We start from the raw sequence: 16,004 nt of genomic DNA on the forward strand, positions 1-16,004 counted from the left end.
CCACCCTTCCGGCTGCGCCGTTTTCAATAAAATATTAATTACACGCCACTACAAATTTGCTATAATCCGCCCCGGAAATCTACCCAACCCCTCAACAAAGGAACAAACCATGGGCATCAAAGTCGCCATCAACGGCTACGGACGCATCGGCCGCCAGGTTTTGCGCGCCATCTACGATTATCAGATTCAAGACCAACTCCAAATCGTCGCCGTCAACGCCAGCGGCAGCCTTGAAACCAACGCCCATCTGACCAAATTCGACACCGTGCACGGACGCTTTGAAGCCGACGTATCCCACGACGGCGGCAACCTCATCGTCAACGGCGACAAAATCCCCTTCTTCTCGACCCGCAACCCTGCCGAACTGCCGTGGAAAGAACTCGGTGTCGATTTGGTCATGGAATGCACCGGCGCGTTCACCAGCAAAGAAAAAGCCAAAATCCACCTCGAAAGCGGCGCGAAAAAAGTCCTCATTTCCGCACCGGGCGGCGACGATGTCGATGCGACCGTCGTTTACGGCGTAAACGACGGCATCCTGACCGACGACATGACCGTCGTTTCCAACGCCTCCTGCACCACCAACTGCCTCGCCCCCGTCGCCAAAGTATTGAGCGCAAGCGTCGGCATCGTCAAAGGCGCGATGACCACCATCCACGCGCTGACCAACGACCAAACCGTTACCGACGTGCGCCACAAAGACCTGCGTCGCGCCCGCAGCGGCGTGGAAAACATGATTCCGACCAAAACCGGCGCGGCAAAAGCCGTCGGTTTGGTACTGCCCGAATTGAAAGGCAGGCTCGACGGGCTTGCCATCCGCGTGCCGACCGTCAACGTATCATTGGTAGATTTGAGCTTCCAAGCCGCGCGCGACACGACAGTCGAAGAAATCAACGCACTGATGAAAGCCGCCTCGGAAGCAGGCGCGCTCAAAGGCGTTTTAGGCTACAACACCCTGCCATTGGTTTCCATGGACTTCAACCACACCACGCAAGCCAGCCACTTCGACGCCACACTGACCAAAGTCGTTGACGGCAACATGGTCAAAGTCTTCGCATGGTATGACAACGAATGGGGATTCAGCTGTCAAATGCTGAACACTGCACGCCGCATGTTCGGTCTCGAAGTACGCCCGCTCAAATAACCCGTCAAACAAAATGCCGTCTGAAACCTGATGTTTTCAAGTTTCAGACGGCATTTTCACACAAGAACCGCTATCCCAACCTGTTGCACGCCACTTCGCAGCAGCCTACCGCCTCTTTCAAAGGTACGGCATTCAGGCTTCGGAGCCGGGCGGCAAAATCCGCAAACGGCAGCAGCTCCGAACCGAAACGGCGCATATGTTCCGTGTCCTGCTGACAGTCTATCAGTTCCACGCCCAAATCCGCCAAAAACGGCACGGCGCAGGCAAAAGCGATTTTCGACGCATCCGGTTGTAATGCGAACATCGATTCGCCGTAAAACACCCTGCCGATCTGCACGCCGTAAAAACCGCCCGCCAACCTCGTTTTACCGCTTTCATCGGGATAATGGCACTCGAACGAATGCGCGTGTCCCATTTCGTGCAGCTTCAAATATGCCGTCTGAAACTCGGGCGCAATCCAAGTCCCATCCTGATTCGGGCGCGCCGCTGCCGCACAATGCGCGACAACTTCCGCAAAACAGCCGTTTGCCGTAACCCTATATGCTCTGTTGCGCAGCGTTTTTGCCAGCGAGCGCGGAACGTGCAGACGTTCAGGAACAATCACCGCACGCGGTCCGACCGCATACCAAAAAAACCACCCGTCCCGGGAAAACCACGGAAACACGCCGTTCCGATACGCCTCAAGCAGCCGACCCGCGTCCAAATCGCCGCTCACGCCGACCAGCCCGTCGCACCGGGCCAAAGCATAGGCAGAATCGGGAAAGGCATAATCGTCAGGCGCAAGCAGCGGAATACGCATGGCAGTCCTCCATAAAACACAGACGGCATTCGAAATGACGAATGCCGTCTGAACAACAAACCGTCCGGATTTAACGTTTGCCCTTGGCCTGACAGTCGCTGCACACGCCGTACATATAAAGCGCGTGATCGACGATGCGGTAGCCGTTTTCCTCGGCGATTTTGTCTTGCAGGGCCTCGATTTCGGGATTGTGGAACTCCGTTACCTCGCCGCATTTCACACAGACGATATGGTCATGGTGGTCGCCCTTATCCAACTCATAAACCGCCTTGCCCGTTTCAAAATGATGGCGTTGCAGAATACCCGCCTGCTCAAACTGGGTCAGCACGCGGTAAATCGTTGCCACGCCGATTTCCACACCCTCTTCCAACAAAATACGGTACACATCCTCGGCACTCAAATGCTCTTCCGCATGAGTCTCGAACAAATCCAAAATCTTCAAACGCGGACCGGTAACTTTCAGTCCACTGTCTTTCAGTTGCGCAATGTTGCTGAATTTTTCCATAATATTCAATATCCCTGTAAAATAATAGACGCTATAATACGCAATTTCAGCCTGCTTGCCCACTATCACGCCATAGCAGTTTGCAATAGCAAAACCGCAACGGCGGACGGGCAGTCGGACACAAACAGGGTGAAATACCGCTTAAGCGTATGATTATCGTTCGCTTTTATAAAATATTCAAGCAGTGCTACACTAGACATCCCGATTTGCACAGAAAGGTTCTCCCGTGAACAAAACCCTCATACTCGTCCTTTCCACCCTGTTCAGCCTGACCGCGTGCAGCGTCGAACGCGTTTCACTGTTTCCCTCCTACAAACTCAAAATCATCCAAGGCAACGAACTCGAACCCCGCGCCGTCGCCTCCCTCCGCGCCGGCATGACCAAAGACCAAGTCCTGCTACTGCTCGGCAGCCCCATATTGCACAACACATTCCATACCGACCGCTGGGACTATACCTTCAACACCGGCCGCAACGGCATCATCAAAGACCGAAGCAACCTGACCGTCTATTTTGAAAACGGCGTACTCGTCCGCGCCGAAGGCGACGCCCTCCAAAATGCCGCCGAAGCCCTCCGCGCGAAACAAAACGCAGACAAACAATAAGGAACACACATGACACCGCTCAAAATCGCCATCGCAGGCGCAAACGGCCGTATGGGGCGCGTCCTCGTCGAAGCCGTCAACAACCATCCCGACACCGTCCTCTCCGGCGCGCTCGAACACTCAGGCTCAGAAGCCCTCGGACTGGACGCAGGCTACGCCGTCGGACTCAAAACCGGCATCGCCATTTCAGACGACGTTGACACCGTACTCGCACAAAGCGACGTACTCATCGACTTTACCCGCCCCGAGCCGACCCTCAAACACCTGCAAAAATGCGTTGAAAAACAAGTCAACATCATCATCGGCACAACAGGCTTCGATGATGCGGGCAAAGCCGCCATCCAAGCCGCAGGCGAAAAAACAGGCGTTGTCTTCGCCGCCAACTTCAGCGTCGGCGTCAACCTCACCTTCCACATCCTCGACACCGTCGCCCGCGTATTAAACGAAGGCTACGACATCGAAATCATCGAAGGCCACCACCGCCACAAAGTTGATGCCCCCAGCGGCACCGCATTACGCATGGGCGAAGTCATCGCCGGCGCACTCGGCCGCGACCTCAAACAATGCGCCGTTTACGGCCGCGAAGGCCACACCGGTCCGCGCGATCCTTCCACCATCGGCTTTGCCACCGTCCGCGCAGGCGACATCGTCGGCGACCACACCGCCCTCTTCGCCACCGACGGCGAACGCGTGGAAATCACCCACAAAGCCAGCAGCCGCATGACCTTTGCCGCCGGTGCCGTCCGCGCCGCAGTTTGGGTAAACGGCAAAACGGGTTTGTACGATATGCAGGACGTACTCGGGCTGAACAACCGTTAACCCCCATACAAAATGCCGTCTGAAAAGATATTGTTCAGACGGCATTTTGCCGACAGGCTCCGTATCGGCATATCAATGTTTCAACACACAGGACGACACATAAAGCGTCGCCCTATGTGTTGCCCTGATTCGGAAGGGGTTACGCCCCTCCCAAATAAAGTCTGATTCTACCGCCCCGAAGGACAGATGTCCGAGTGGCGGGGTTTCAACCGAAAAGGAAATACGATAAAGTTGCCTGCGCGGCATAACAAGCTACGGCTCGTTTAATTGAAACTCTCCTGATCTAAAAATTCCAACTCTATTTCCCGGCAAACTATATCTATGATAAAACCGGTCGGAAGATCATACCTACCGCCTATCAATTCCAACGTACCTCCATAATCCCAGATTTCATCATCTTGCTTTAATTCGCCAAGCTCTAATACATTTGTGATCTTTTTATCTTGGTTCTTCGTAGCGTATTCATATCTAAATTTTAGATAGCTGAACTGCTTGAATTTAATTTTTACCCAGTCTGAATAATTAGGCATAGGGATTTCTTGAGGTAAATCTGGATAATCCACACAATTGACGATGATATGAAGTTCATTGTTTTTTAAAGTATAGTTTAATAGAGCACCTTCAAATATATACAGAAATTGATAATCTTTTCTTGGAATAGTATAAGTTGTCATATTATTTTACCTTTTCAAAAACAATGGTTTTAAGATTTTTTAAGTCCAAGTTAGTTCCACTACTCTTATGAAATTTCAGTTGTTTAAACTCTTCCTTTAACGGCCCATTATATTTTGACCTTAATCCCATTCGGGCCAGTTCTGCTTCATTTAGAATTCCTCTTAAATACTTATTGTTTGATGTGCCATTAATCACAATTTCTCCCCCTTTTTTTGTAACACGTGCTGCTTCAAGAAGATAATCCATTAACCGCTCAACATCCCGCCTCTTCCAAAACCGCGCGCGCGGCCAAATCCGCCGTATCTTTTTTCAATAGCAGGTGTAACGCCCTGAAATCCTGTTGCAGCGCGGCAACCTTATCGGGGTGTTCGTACCAGTCCGCCAACGCCGCCGCCAGTTTTTCCGGTTTTGCTTCAGATTGCAATAATTCCGGCACGGCCTCCTTACCCAACAGGATATTCGGCAGGCCGACATGCGGCACTTTGATTTTGCGTTTCACATAAGCATAGGTCAGCGGCGAAATCTTGTAGCTGATGACCATCGGACGCTTGCACAGCGCCACCTCCAAAGTTGCCGTACCGCTCGTTACCAGCACCGCATCCGCCGCCCTGCACACCGTTTCAGACTGTCTGTCGGTTACCGTCAGCGGCAGGCCGGCAAACTCCGGCCGCTGCAAAACTTCCGCCAAACGCCGCTTCGTCGCCTCAGTTGCGGCAGGCAGCAGGAAGCGTGCGGCAGGATAGCGTTTCAACAACAATAATGCCGTCTGAAAAAACACCGGCGCCATATAATCGATTTCGCTGACGCGGCTGCCGGGCAGCAAGGCGAATACGGGAATGCCGGCATCCACGCCCAAAGTTTGCCTCGCCGTTTCACGGTCGTCTTCCAAGGGCATAAGCTGCGCCATCGGATGACCGACAAACTCCGCACGTCCGCCCGCATCGAGATAAAGCTGCGGCTCCATCGGGAACAGGCACAGCACGCGGTTGACCTGATGCACGATTTTGCCCACGCGTTCGCGCCGCCACGCCCACACCGACGGGCTGACATAATGCACGGTCGGAATCCCCGACCGTTTGAGCCGCTCCGCCACACCCAGATTAAAATCGGGCGCATCGATACCGACAAACACATCAGGTTTCAACGACAGCAAATCCCGTACCAGCCCCCTGCGTATCCGTAAAATTTCCGGCAGCCGCCTGACCACTTCGACAAAGCCGCGCACCGCCAGCCGCTCCTGATCATAAAGGCTCTCGAAACCTTCCGCCTTCATCAGTTCGCCGCCGATACCGACAAAACGCGCCTGCGGGCAACGCTTTCGGATGGCGCGTATCAGGTGCGCCCCCAATAGGTCGCCCGACGCTTCGCCGACACTGACGGCAATCAAAGGGCTTTTTTTATCAGCCATATTCGTCTGTCCCCACATACTTTCACCTCCCGATGCCGTCTGAAGGCTTCAGACGGCATCGGGGTTCACATTTTCGTCCCGTTTTCCAACATCACCGCAAACTGCGCCAAGTCCGGCGGCAGCTCCGCCTTCAACACCAGCGGCTCACCCGTGAGCGGATGGTTCAGGTGCAGCTCGGACGCGTGCAAAAACATCCGCTTCAAACCCAACTTCTGCAAACGCCGGTTCACCTGATAATCACCGTAGCGTTCGTCGCCCGCAATCGGACAGCCTTGAGATTGCAGGTGGACGCGGATTTGGTGCGTACGACCCGTTTTCAGCGTTGCCCGCACCAAAGTCAGGTGCGACAGCCCGACACCGTGCAAAATGCCGTCTGAAAAACGGCTTAACACACGGAACACCGTATGCGCAGCCTGCCCGTCCTCGCTAACGCGTACCATCTTTTCGCCTTGTGCGCCGGTATATTTGAACAGCGGCAGCCTAACGTGGAAATTGTCGTCCGGCAGTTTGCCCACCCCCAGCGCAAGGTAGATTTTTTTGGGGTGGTCGTTGCGGATGGCTTCGTGAAGTTTGACGAGCGCGCTGCGTTTCTTCGCCACCATCAACAAACCGCTCGTATCCTTGTCCAAACGGTGGACGAGTTCGAGATAACGCGCCTCCGGACGGGCACGGCGCAACTGTTCGATAACGCCGAAACTCACGCCGCTGCCGCCGTGTACCGCCACGCCGGAAGGCTTATCGATCACCAACAGCGCGTCGTCTTCGTAAACAATGTCAAATTCGCGCGCCGGCACGGCGGCACGCCTTTCAGACGGCATTTCCTTCTCCGCCGCGCGCACAGGCGGAATCCGCACCGTATCCCCCTCCGCAATACGGCTGTCGGGTTTGCAGCGTTTCTTGTTCAAGCGCACCTCGCCGGCGCGGATAATGCGGTGGATATGGCTCTTGGGCACACCCTTGAGGATTTTTATCAGATAGTTATCAAGGCGTTGCCCCGCCTCGTGTTCGGCAACCGCTATCAGGCTGACCGAACCTTTGCTTATTTCGTGCGTTTTCATCTATAATCCGAACATCCGTTTCAGCAGAAAGCGCGCCCGCCGCGCCCCCTGAAACGGTTTACTTTAAAACGGAATTTTATATTAAAAAAGCACTCCGCAAAGCATTTTCCCTGCGCCTGTTCCAAGCCGGCAGGCGCAGAACGTAGTCAAGTTTGAATTGATTTTGCCGTTTCGGTGCGGAAGTAAGACGGCAGCCGGACCCCAAGTCCCAAACGCAAACCGCCCAAAACACAGGCATCACGATAACAAGAAGAAGCCGGCACCCATTTTTCCGACCGCAGCGTTCGGAACGCGGCAGACAAACCGCCGCATCGATCTTTATAGCCTTCTGTATCCGACCCTTCCGCACACGGTTCTCCGGAACGTGCATCCCTGCGGATTTTCAACTCAAAAACTGATTACCGGTTTTATCCGAAAACATCGGAAAACCCAGCCTTACGGAATGCCGAACCGGACCGGCGCGCCCGAATGCCGCCCGTCCACGAGGTGATCATGAAAAGAATGTTATTCAACGCAACGCAGGCCGAAGAGCTGCGCGTTGCCATCGTCGACGGACAAAACCTGCTGGATTTGGACATCGAAACGCTGGGCAAAGAACAGCGCAAAGGCAATATCTACAAAGGCATCATTACCCGCATCGAGCCGTCGCTGGAAGCGTGTTTCGTCGATTACGGAACCGACCGCCACGGCTTTTTGCCGTTTAAAGAAGTCTCCCGCTCATACTTCCAAGACTACGAAGGCGGACGCGCGCGCATCCAAGACGTGCTCAAAGAAGGCATGGAAGTCATCGTCCAAGTCGAAAAAGACGAGCGCGGCAACAAAGGCGCGGCACTGACCACCTTCATCAGCCTCGCCGGACGCTATCTGGTATTGATGCCGAACAACCCGCGCGGCGGCGGCGTATCCCGCCGTATCGAAGGCGAAGAGCGTCAAGAACTCAAAGCCGCTATGGCGCAACTCGACATTCCGAACGGGATGAGTATCATCGCGCGTACCGCAGGCATCGGCCGCAGCGCGGAAGAGTTGGAATGGGACTTGAACTACCTCAAACAACTCTGGCAGGCGATTGAAGAAGCCGGCGAAGCGCATCACGACCCCTACCTGCTCTTTATGGAAAGCTCGCTGCTCATCCGAGCCATCCGCGACTACTTCCGTCCCGACATCGGCGAAATTCTGGTGGACAACCAAGAAGTTTACGACCAGGTTGCCGAGTTTATGAGCTACGTTATGCCGGGCAACGCAGGCCGTCTGAAACTCTACGAAGACCATACGCCGCTGTTCTCCCGCTTCCAAATCGAACACCAAATCGAAAGCGCGTTTTCGCGCAGCGTCAGCCTGCCTTCCGGCGGCGCGATCGTCATCGACCACACCGAAGCCCTCGTCTCCATCGATGTCAACTCCGCCCGTGCCACACGCGGCGCGGACATCGAAGACACCGCGTTCAAAACCAATATGGAAGCCGCCGAAGAAGTCGCCCGACAAATGCGCCTGCGCGACTTGGGCGGTTTGGTCGTCATCGACTTCATCGATATGGAAAACCCCAAACACCAGCGCGATGTGGAAAACGTCCTGCGCGACGCGCTCAAAAAAGACCGCGCCCGCGTGCAAATGGGCAAACTTTCGCGTTTCGGACTTTTGGAATTGAGCCGCCAACGCCTGAAACCCGCCTTGGGCGAAAGCAGCCACGTCGCCTGTCCGCGCTGCGCCGGCACCGGCGTGATTCGGGGCATCGAATCCACCGCCCTGCACGTTTTGCGTATGGTTCAGGAAGAAGCGATGAAAGACAACACCGGCGAAGTGCGCGCCCAAGTGCCCGTCGATGTCGCCACCTTCCTGCTGAACGAAAAACGCGCCGAGCTGTTTGCGATGGAAGAGCGTTTGGATGTGAACGTCGTCCTGATTCCGAACATCCACCTCGAAAATCCGCACTACGAAATCAACCGCATCCGCATCGACGACGTAGAAGAAGACGGCGAACCGAGCTACAAGCGCGTTGCCGAGCCGGAAGAAGACGAATCCGCCAAACCGTTCGGCGGCGAAAAAGCCAAAGCCGCCCGTCCCGAACCCGCCGTCAAAGGCGTGCGCCACACCAGCCCCGCCCCGACTGCCGCCCCCGAGAAAAAAACCTCTTGGTGGGACAGCTTCAAAGCATGGCTCAAACGCATTTTCGGCGGCAGCGAAACCCAAGCCGCACCCGCTGCCGAAACCTCCGAAAAACGCAGCACGGCAAACCGCAGCGGCAGCCGCGCCAACAACCGCCGCCAAAACCCGCGCCGCAGCAAACGCGAAGGCAGCAAAGTAGAAGTCCGCGAAGTGGCAGGCAAAACTGCCGGACAGGAAGCGCGTGCCGACAAAGCCGAAACGCGCAACAACGGCAACCTCCGCCGCAGCGAACGCAGCGAACGCGGCGACCGTGCCGCCGAACGCGCCAACGAAGCGGAAATCCAAGGCCGCAACGTACAGCCTGCCGCAACCGTTGCAGATGCCGCACCGTCCGAAACCGAAGTGCAAACCGGCAAACGCCGCCGCAACGGCAACCGCAACGAACGCAACCAAACCGCGCCGGAAACCGCCGCCGTTGCCGAAACAGCCGTTCAGACAGCGGAAAACACACCGTCCGAAACGCATACCGCAGAAGGCAAAGGCAGCAAGCCCAAATCCGAACGCAACCGCCGCGAACGCGACAGCCGAGATGCCAAAGAACGCCGCGAACGCAACAATCAGCGCGACCGCCGTCAAAACGGCAAAAAACGCAATATTCCGTCTGCCGCCAAAATCGAGCAGTACCTGAATATTCACGACACCGCCGACAAAGTCCGTTCCGCCGCCGCACACGTTTTCGGCGAAACCGACGCAAACGCGCCGATTACCGTCAGCATTGCCGATCCGCTCATCGCCACACCCGTTCAGACGGCATCTTCCGCCGTTTCAAACGGCGACGCACTGGTTTATGATGCGGCGGAAAAAATCCGCCGTGCCGCCGCCGCCATCCTGCCCGAAGGCGCGGCACCGAAAGCCGCAACACAGGAAATGCCGTCTGAAACCGCAACCTTTACGGCTGCGGCGGAACAGGCACGGGAAACCGCACAAACCGGCGGACTCGTCCTGATCGAAACCGACCCTGCCGCATTGAAGGCATGGGCGGCACAACCCGAAGTCCAAGCCGGACGCGGTTTGCGCCGTTCCGAACAGCCCAAGCCGTCTGAAGCCGCAAGCGTCCCTGCCGAAGAAATGATCCAAGTCGAAACCCGGCAAGGCTGAACCGACGGCGGCAAAAAGAGGTTCTGTTCCGCAGAACCTCTTTTTTACATGGTTTCGTATACCTGCAATGCCGTCTGAAACAATTTCAGACGGCATTTTTTACGGCATACGCGAATGACGGGGCTTTTATCATCTTTAAATATTGCCGCCGCCCAAAGGTCTGGATTCCCGCCTACGCGGGAATGACGGGCTAAATAATATCAAACCATAAATCCCGCCAAGAAACATTATTTTCTTCAATTAGTTGCAATTTCCAAGCCCTGTTCCATTTCTTCAACTGTTTTTCCCGAGTAATTGCGCTCTCCATCGTAGGATGCAGTTCATACCAAACCAGCATAGTAACGTTGTACCGTGATGTAAATCCCTCAACCAAATGCTCCCTATGTTGGTAAATACGTTGCACCAAATCAGATGTAACTCCAACATACAACGTGCCATTACGTTGGCTTGCTAAAATATAAACCGCAGGCTGCATATGATATCCTTTTGAATTATTTAAATTTATATTCCTACGAACACCATCCCGTGATTACTTTAACACTTCGTTATTTCCATAGCTTTCCATCATTCCCGCAACTCTTCGTCATTCCCGCGAAAGCGGGAATCTAGAATCTCTAAAGCTTCAGCTAACCTTTGAATATTGCCGCTATCTCAAGGTCTGGATTCCCGCCTGCGCGGGAATGACGGTTTAGAAGTTGCCCGAAACCTCAAAAAAAAAAAAACCGAAACCGAACAAACCGGATTACCGCAACCTTTCGTCATTCCCGTGAAAACGGGAATCTAGAACCTCAAACTTTCAGATAATCTTTGAATATTGCCGCTGCCCAAAGGTCCGGATTCCCGCCTGCGCGGAAATGACGGGTCTTTTATTATCTTTAAAGGCTGCCGCGCGCCATCTCGACGGCGGTCTCCACGGCAGTTATCAGGCTGCCGGAATCCGCCCTGCCGGTTGCCGCCAGATCGAGTGCGGTGCCGTGATCGACGGAGGTGCGGATAAAGGGCAGACCCAGCGTGATGTTCACGCCCTGCCCGAAACTGTGGTATTTCAACACGGGCAGCCCTTGGTCGTGGTACATCGCCAATACGGCATCCGCACCTTCGAGCATAAACGGCTGGAACAATGTGTCCGCCGGATACGGGCCAGCAAGGTTTATCCCTTCGCGGCGCAGGTTTTCGAGCGCGGGGATAATGGTGTCGGTTTCTTCGTGTCCGAGGTGTCCGCCTTCGCCGGCGTGGGGGTTGAGTCCGGCGACTAGGATTTTGGGATTTTTGATGCCGAATTTGTGTTTTAAGTCGTGATGCAAAATGCGTGCGACGCTTTCAATCAGCGGTTGCGTGATGGCGGCGGCAACGTCTTTCAACGGCAGGTGGGTCGTTACGAGGGCGACGCGCAGGCCTTTGCCGGCAAGCATCATCACGACCTGCCCCGTGCCGCTTTTTTCCGCCAGATATTCGGTGTGTCCGCTGAAAAAACCTGTGCTTGCGCGCGCGTCGTTGATGATGCCTTTGTGCAGCGGCGCGGTAACGATGCCGTCGAAAATGCCGTCTGAAATGCCTGCGAGCGCGGTGTCTAGGAGTTGCAGCACATAGGCGGCGTTGGCGGGATTGAGTTTGCCCGCCTCAACCGCTTTGGCGGTCGGGATGTGCAGCACTTCCAGCTCGCCGTATGCCGCGCCGCCTGATTCCGGATCGAAATCGCGCAGGACGACGCTTTTGCCCAAGGCTTCGGCGCGCGCGCGCAAAAGGTGTTTGTCGCCCAATACCGCGCAGCGGCAGGGCAGGCGTGCAAATGCCAAGTCCAAACAAATATCGGGGCCGATGCCGGCAGGCTCGCCGGAAGTAACGGCAAAAACAGGCTGTTTCATCGTGTTTGCTCCAAACAAAATGCGATTCTAACGCCGCAGCCGCGCGGCGATGTAAATTTTTCTGATTTTGTTGACAATCTGCTAGAATGGGCGTTTACAAAATTTAAACCCTGCTTACATACCGCCAATATGTGCGGGTTTCAACTTTAAGGAAGCAATATGAACGGAAACTTTACCGAATGGCTGCACGGCTGGGTCGGCGCCATCAACGATCCGATGTGGTCGTACTTGGTCTATATGCTTTTGGGTACGGGGCTTTTCTTCACCGTAACCACGGGCTTTGTCCAATTCCGCCTGTTCGGACGCAGCATCAAAGAAATGCTCGGCGGCCGCAAACAGGGGGACGACCCTCACGGCATCACGCCGTTTCAGGCATTTGTAACCGGCCTTGCCAGCCGCGTGGGCGTGGGCAATATCGCGGGCGTGGCAATCGCCATCAAAGTCGGCGGGCCGGGCGCGGTGTTTTGGATGTGGGTAACCGCCTTAATCGGTATGAGTTCGGCGTTTGTCGAATCTTCGCTGGCGCAGCTCTTTAAAGTCCGCGACTACGACAACCACCATTTCCGGGGCGGCCCCGCCTACTACATCACTCAAGGGCTGGGGCAGAAATGGCTGGGCGTGTTGTTCGCCCTGAGCCTGATTTTCTGTTTCGGCTTTGTGTTTGAAGCGGTTCAGACCAATACCATCGCCGATACCGTCAAAGCGGCGTGGGGCTGGGAGCCTCATTATGTCGGCGTTGCCCTGGTGATTTTAACCGCGCCGATTATCTTCGGCGGCATCCGGCGCGTATCTAAAGCGGCGGAAATCGTCGTGCCCCTGATGGCGGTTTTGTACCTCTTTATCGCGCTTTTCATCATTTTGACCAATATTCCGATGATTCCGGACGTGTTCGGTCAGATTTTTTCGGGCGCGTTCAAATTCGACGCGGCAGCAGGCGGCTTCCTCGGCGGTCTGATTTCGCAAACGATGATGATGGGCATCAAACGCGGCCTGTATTCCAACGAGGCGGGTATGGGTTCCGCGCCGAACGCCGCCGCCGCCGCCGAAGTGAAACACCCTGTTTCGCAAGGTATGATTCAAATGCTGGGCGTGTTTGTCGATACCATCATCGTTTGTTCTTGCACCGCCTTCATCATCTTGATTTACCAACAGCCTTATGGCGATTTGAGCGGTGCGGCGCTGACGCAGGCGGCAATCGTCAGCCAAGTGGGGCAATGGGGCGCGGGCTTCCTCGCCGTCATCCTGTTTATGTTTGCCTTTTCCACCGTTATCGGCAACTATGCCTATGCCGAGTCCAACGTCCAATTCATCAAAAGCCATTGGCTGATTACCGCCGTTTTCCGTATGCTGGTTTTGGCGTGGGTCTATTTCGGCGCGGTTGCCAATGTGCCTTTGGTCTGGGATATGGCGGATATGGCGATGGGCATCATGGCGTGGATCAACCTCGTCGCCATCCTGCTGCTCTCGCCACTGGCGTTTATGCTGCTGCGCGATTACACCGCCAAGCTGAAAATGGGCAAAGACCCCGAATTCAAACTTTCCGAACATCCTGGTCTGAAACGCCGCATCAAATCTGACATCTGGTAAATCCTGAACATACACGAGCCGCTTCTTCACGAAGCGGCTTTTCCCTTTCCGCGCACTGTATAGTGGATTAAATTTAAATCAGGACAAGGCGACGAAGCCGCAGACAGTACAGATAGTACGGAACCGATTCACTTGGTGCTTCAGCACCTTAGAGAATCGTTCTCTTTGAGCTAAGGCGAGGCAACGCTGTACTGGTTTAAATTTAATCCACTATAAAAACAGGGCGAACAAGCGTACAATCCCAACCCTTTACTTTTGAATCCGTTTCGTTTTTCAGACGGCATCCTGCTTGGAATGCCGTCTGAAACACCGTCAGGCAAGACACACATGACCCACATGATTTACCCCAAAACCTACGACGTTATCGTCGTCGGCGGCGGACACGCCGGCACGGAAGCCGCACTCGCCGCCGCCCGTATGGGCGCGCAAACGCTTTTGCTCACACACAATATCGAAACGCTCGGACAAATGTCGTGCAACCCTTCCATCGGCGGCATCGGCAAAGGGCATTTGGTACGCGAACTCGACGCGCTCGGCGGCGCAATGGCGTTGGCAACCGACAAATCAGGTATCCAATTCCGCCGCCTGAACGCCAGCAAAGGCGCGGCGGTTCGTGCCACACGCGCGCAGGCCGACCGTATCCTATATAAAGCCGCCATCCGTGAGATGTTGGAAAACCAAGAAAACCTCGACCTTTTCCAACAAGCCGTCGAAGACGTAACGCTCGAGGGCGAACGCATCGGCGGCGTAATCACCGCGATGGGCGTGGAATTTAAAGCCCGCGCCGTGGTGCTGACCGCCGGCACGTTTTTGTCCGGCAAAATCCACATCGGTTTGGAAAACTACGAAGGCGGACGCGCGGGCGACCCCGCCGCCAAATCCTTGGGCGGCCGTTTGCGCGAATTGAACCTGCCGCAAGGCCGTCTGAAAACCGGCACGCCGCCGCGTATTGACGGACGCACGATTGATTTTTCCCAGCTCACCGAACAGCCCGGCGACACACCCGTTCCGGTAATGTCTGTACGCGGCAGCGCCGATATGCACCCGCGCCAAGTGTCTTGCTGGATTACACATACCAACACGCAAACCCACGACATCATCCGCTCAGGCTTCGACCGCAGCCCCATGTTCACCGGCAAAATCGAAGGCGTCGGCCCGCGCTACTGCCCGTCTATCGAAGACAAAATCAACCGTTTCGCCGATAAAGACAGCCACCAGATTTTCCTTGAGCCCGAAGGCCTGACCACCCACGAATACTACCCCAACGGTATTTCCACCAGCCTGCCGTTCGACATCCAAATCGCCCTCGTGCGCAGCATGAAAGGCCTCGAAAACGCCCATATCCTGCGCCCCGGTTACGCCATCGAATACGACTACTTCGACCCGCGCAACCTCAAAGCCAGCCTCGAAACCAAAACCATCCAAGGCCTCTTTTTCGCCGGACAAATCAACGGCACCACCGGCTACGAAGAAGCCGCCGCGCAAGGCCTGCTTGCAGGCGTGAACGCCGTGCAATACGTCCGCGAACAAGACCCGCTCCTGCTGCGCCGCGAACAAGCCTATCTCGGCGTATTGGTGGACGACCTCATCACCAAAGGCGTGAACGAACCTTACCGAATGTTCACCAGCCGCGCCGAATACCGATTGCAACTCAGGGAAGACAACGCCGATATGCGCCTGACCGAAGACGGCTACAAAGTCGGCTTGGTGGGTGAAGCGCAATGGCGCATGTTCAACGAAAAACGCGAAGCCATCGAACGCGAAATCCAACGTTTGAAAACAATGTGGTACACACCGCAGAAACTCGCCGAAAGCGAACAAATCCGCGTATTCGGACAAAAACTCAGCCGCGAAGCCAACCTGCACGATTTGTTACGCCGCCCAAACCTCGACTACGCCGCGCTGATGACGCTCGAAGGCGCGATGCCGTCTGAAAATCTCTCCGCCGAAGTGGTCGAACAAGTCGAAATCCAAGTCAAATACCAAGGCTATATCGACCGCCAAAACGAAGAAATCGACAGCCGCCGCGACATCGAAACCTTAAAGCTGCCCGACGGCATCGATTACGGCAAAGTCAAAGGCTTATCCGCCGAAGTGCAACAAAAACTGAATCAGCACAAACCCGAAACCGTCGGGCAGGCAAGCCGCATTTCCGGTGTAACGCCTGCGGCAGTGGCATTGCTGATGGTGCATTTGAAGCGCGGGTTTAAAGACGCGAAATAAACACATCGGCGCGATGCCGTCTGAAACCCTTTTCAGACGGCATCGTACCATCCCGACAG

General features: G+C 55.2%; 14 protein-coding genes and 1 pseudogene. 7 read left to right on the forward strand and 8 right to left on the reverse strand.

Features of this window, described 5'->3' with window-relative positions; translation table 11 throughout:
- The first annotated feature begins 109 nt into the window (after positions 1–109).
- Positions 110–1,141, forward strand: coding sequence for a type I glyceraldehyde-3-phosphate dehydrogenase (gene gap / locus Q9J79_RS06490; protein ID WP_301911803.1), 1,032 nt, complete (start codon positions 110–112; stop codon positions 1,139–1,141).
- A 70-nt stretch (positions 1,142–1,211) separates the two neighbouring features.
- Here the strand turns inward: gap and aat are convergent, their stop codons facing one another.
- Together aat and fur are read right to left on the reverse strand one after the other, a co-directional pair.
- The gene (aat, locus tag Q9J79_RS06495; protein WP_301911789.1) at positions 1,212–1,940 is read right to left on the reverse strand and encodes a leucyl/phenylalanyl-tRNA--protein transferase; all 729 of its coding nucleotides are present in this window, start codon (positions 1,938–1,940) and stop codon (positions 1,212–1,214) included.
- Between the two features lie 70 nt (positions 1,941–2,010).
- Positions 2,011–2,445 (reverse strand): ferric iron uptake transcriptional regulator, encoded by a 435-nt coding sequence (gene fur, locus Q9J79_RS06500; protein ID WP_002216289.1) that lies wholly within the window; start codon positions 2,443–2,445, stop codon positions 2,011–2,013.
- A gap of 226 nt (positions 2,446–2,671) precedes the next feature.
- Between fur and Q9J79_RS06505 the strand changes: the two genes are divergently transcribed.
- Together Q9J79_RS06505 and dapB are read left to right on the forward strand one after the other, a co-directional pair.
- Positions 2,672–3,049, forward strand: a complete 378-nt coding sequence (locus Q9J79_RS06505) for an outer membrane protein assembly factor BamE (RefSeq protein WP_301911788.1) — start codon at positions 2,672–2,674, stop codon at positions 3,047–3,049.
- A gap of 9 nt (positions 3,050–3,058) precedes the next feature.
- Positions 3,059–3,868 (forward strand): 4-hydroxy-tetrahydrodipicolinate reductase, encoded by an 810-nt coding sequence (gene dapB / locus Q9J79_RS06510; protein ID WP_301911787.1) that lies wholly within the window; start codon positions 3,059–3,061, stop codon positions 3,866–3,868.
- Between the two features lie 263 nt (positions 3,869–4,131).
- Here the strand turns inward: dapB and Q9J79_RS06515 are convergent, their stop codons facing one another.
- The 4 genes from Q9J79_RS06515 to Q9J79_RS06530 are packed head-to-tail and all read right to left on the reverse strand — an operon-like array spanning position 4,132 to position 7,009.
- The gene (locus tag Q9J79_RS06515; RefSeq protein ID WP_301911786.1) at positions 4,132–4,542 is read right to left on the reverse strand and encodes a hypothetical protein; all 411 of its coding nucleotides are present in this window, start codon (positions 4,540–4,542) and stop codon (positions 4,132–4,134) included.
- Between the two features lies 1 nt (position 4,543).
- The gene (locus Q9J79_RS06520; RefSeq protein ID WP_301911785.1) at positions 4,544–4,789 is read right to left on the reverse strand and encodes a hypothetical protein; all 246 of its coding nucleotides are present in this window, start codon (positions 4,787–4,789) and stop codon (positions 4,544–4,546) included.
- A 7-nt stretch (positions 4,790–4,796) separates the two neighbouring features.
- Positions 4,797–5,969, reverse strand: coding sequence for a lipid-A-disaccharide synthase (gene lpxB / locus Q9J79_RS06525; protein WP_301911784.1), 1,173 nt, complete (start codon positions 5,967–5,969; stop codon positions 4,797–4,799).
- Positions 5,970–6,016: 47 nt separating this feature from the next.
- Positions 6,017–7,009, reverse strand: coding sequence for an RluA family pseudouridine synthase (locus Q9J79_RS06530; protein ID WP_301911783.1), 993 nt, complete (start codon positions 7,007–7,009; stop codon positions 6,017–6,019).
- Between the two features lie 492 nt (positions 7,010–7,501).
- Between Q9J79_RS06530 and Q9J79_RS06535 the strand changes: the two genes are divergently transcribed.
- Positions 7,502–10,270, forward strand: a complete 2,769-nt coding sequence (locus Q9J79_RS06535) for an Rne/Rng family ribonuclease (protein WP_304685303.1) — start codon at positions 7,502–7,504, stop codon at positions 10,268–10,270.
- Between the two features lie 190 nt (positions 10,271–10,460).
- Here the strand turns inward: Q9J79_RS06535 and Q9J79_RS06540 are convergent, their stop codons facing one another.
- Positions 10,461–10,745: a GIY-YIG nuclease family protein gene (locus Q9J79_RS06540; RefSeq protein ID WP_003714649.1), complete on the reverse strand. Its 285-nt coding sequence runs from the start codon at positions 10,743–10,745 to the stop codon at positions 10,461–10,463.
- Positions 10,746–11,145: 400 nt separating this feature from the next.
- The gene (gene pdxA / locus Q9J79_RS06545; RefSeq protein WP_301911781.1) at positions 11,146–12,135 is read right to left on the reverse strand and encodes a 4-hydroxythreonine-4-phosphate dehydrogenase PdxA; all 990 of its coding nucleotides are present in this window, start codon (positions 12,133–12,135) and stop codon (positions 11,146–11,148) included.
- A 159-nt stretch (positions 12,136–12,294) separates the two neighbouring features.
- Here pdxA and Q9J79_RS06550 point away from each other — a divergent pair, with 159 nt between their 5' ends.
- From Q9J79_RS06550 to mnmG, 3 genes and pseudogenes are all read left to right on the forward strand, one after another.
- Positions 12,295–13,722 carry an alanine/glycine:cation symporter family protein gene (locus tag Q9J79_RS06550; protein WP_301911780.1) on the forward strand — a complete coding sequence of 476 codons (1,428 nt, stop codon included), beginning with the start codon at positions 12,295–12,297 and terminating at the stop codon, positions 13,720–13,722.
- A gap of 58 nt (positions 13,723–13,780) precedes the next feature.
- Positions 13,781–13,843, forward strand: a pseudogene (locus Q9J79_RS10450) (transposase); the annotation flags it as partial.
- 206 nt (positions 13,844–14,049) lie between these two features.
- Positions 14,050–15,945, forward strand: a complete 1,896-nt coding sequence (gene mnmG, locus Q9J79_RS06555; RefSeq protein ID WP_301911802.1) for a tRNA uridine-5-carboxymethylaminomethyl(34) synthesis enzyme MnmG — start codon at positions 14,050–14,052, stop codon at positions 15,943–15,945.
- Positions 15,946–16,004: the final 59 nt, after the last annotated feature.

This window comes from Neisseria viridiae, assembly GCF_962747995.1.
GTDB classification, from domain to species: domain Bacteria; phylum Pseudomonadota; class Gammaproteobacteria; order Burkholderiales; family Neisseriaceae; genus Neisseria; species Neisseria viridiae.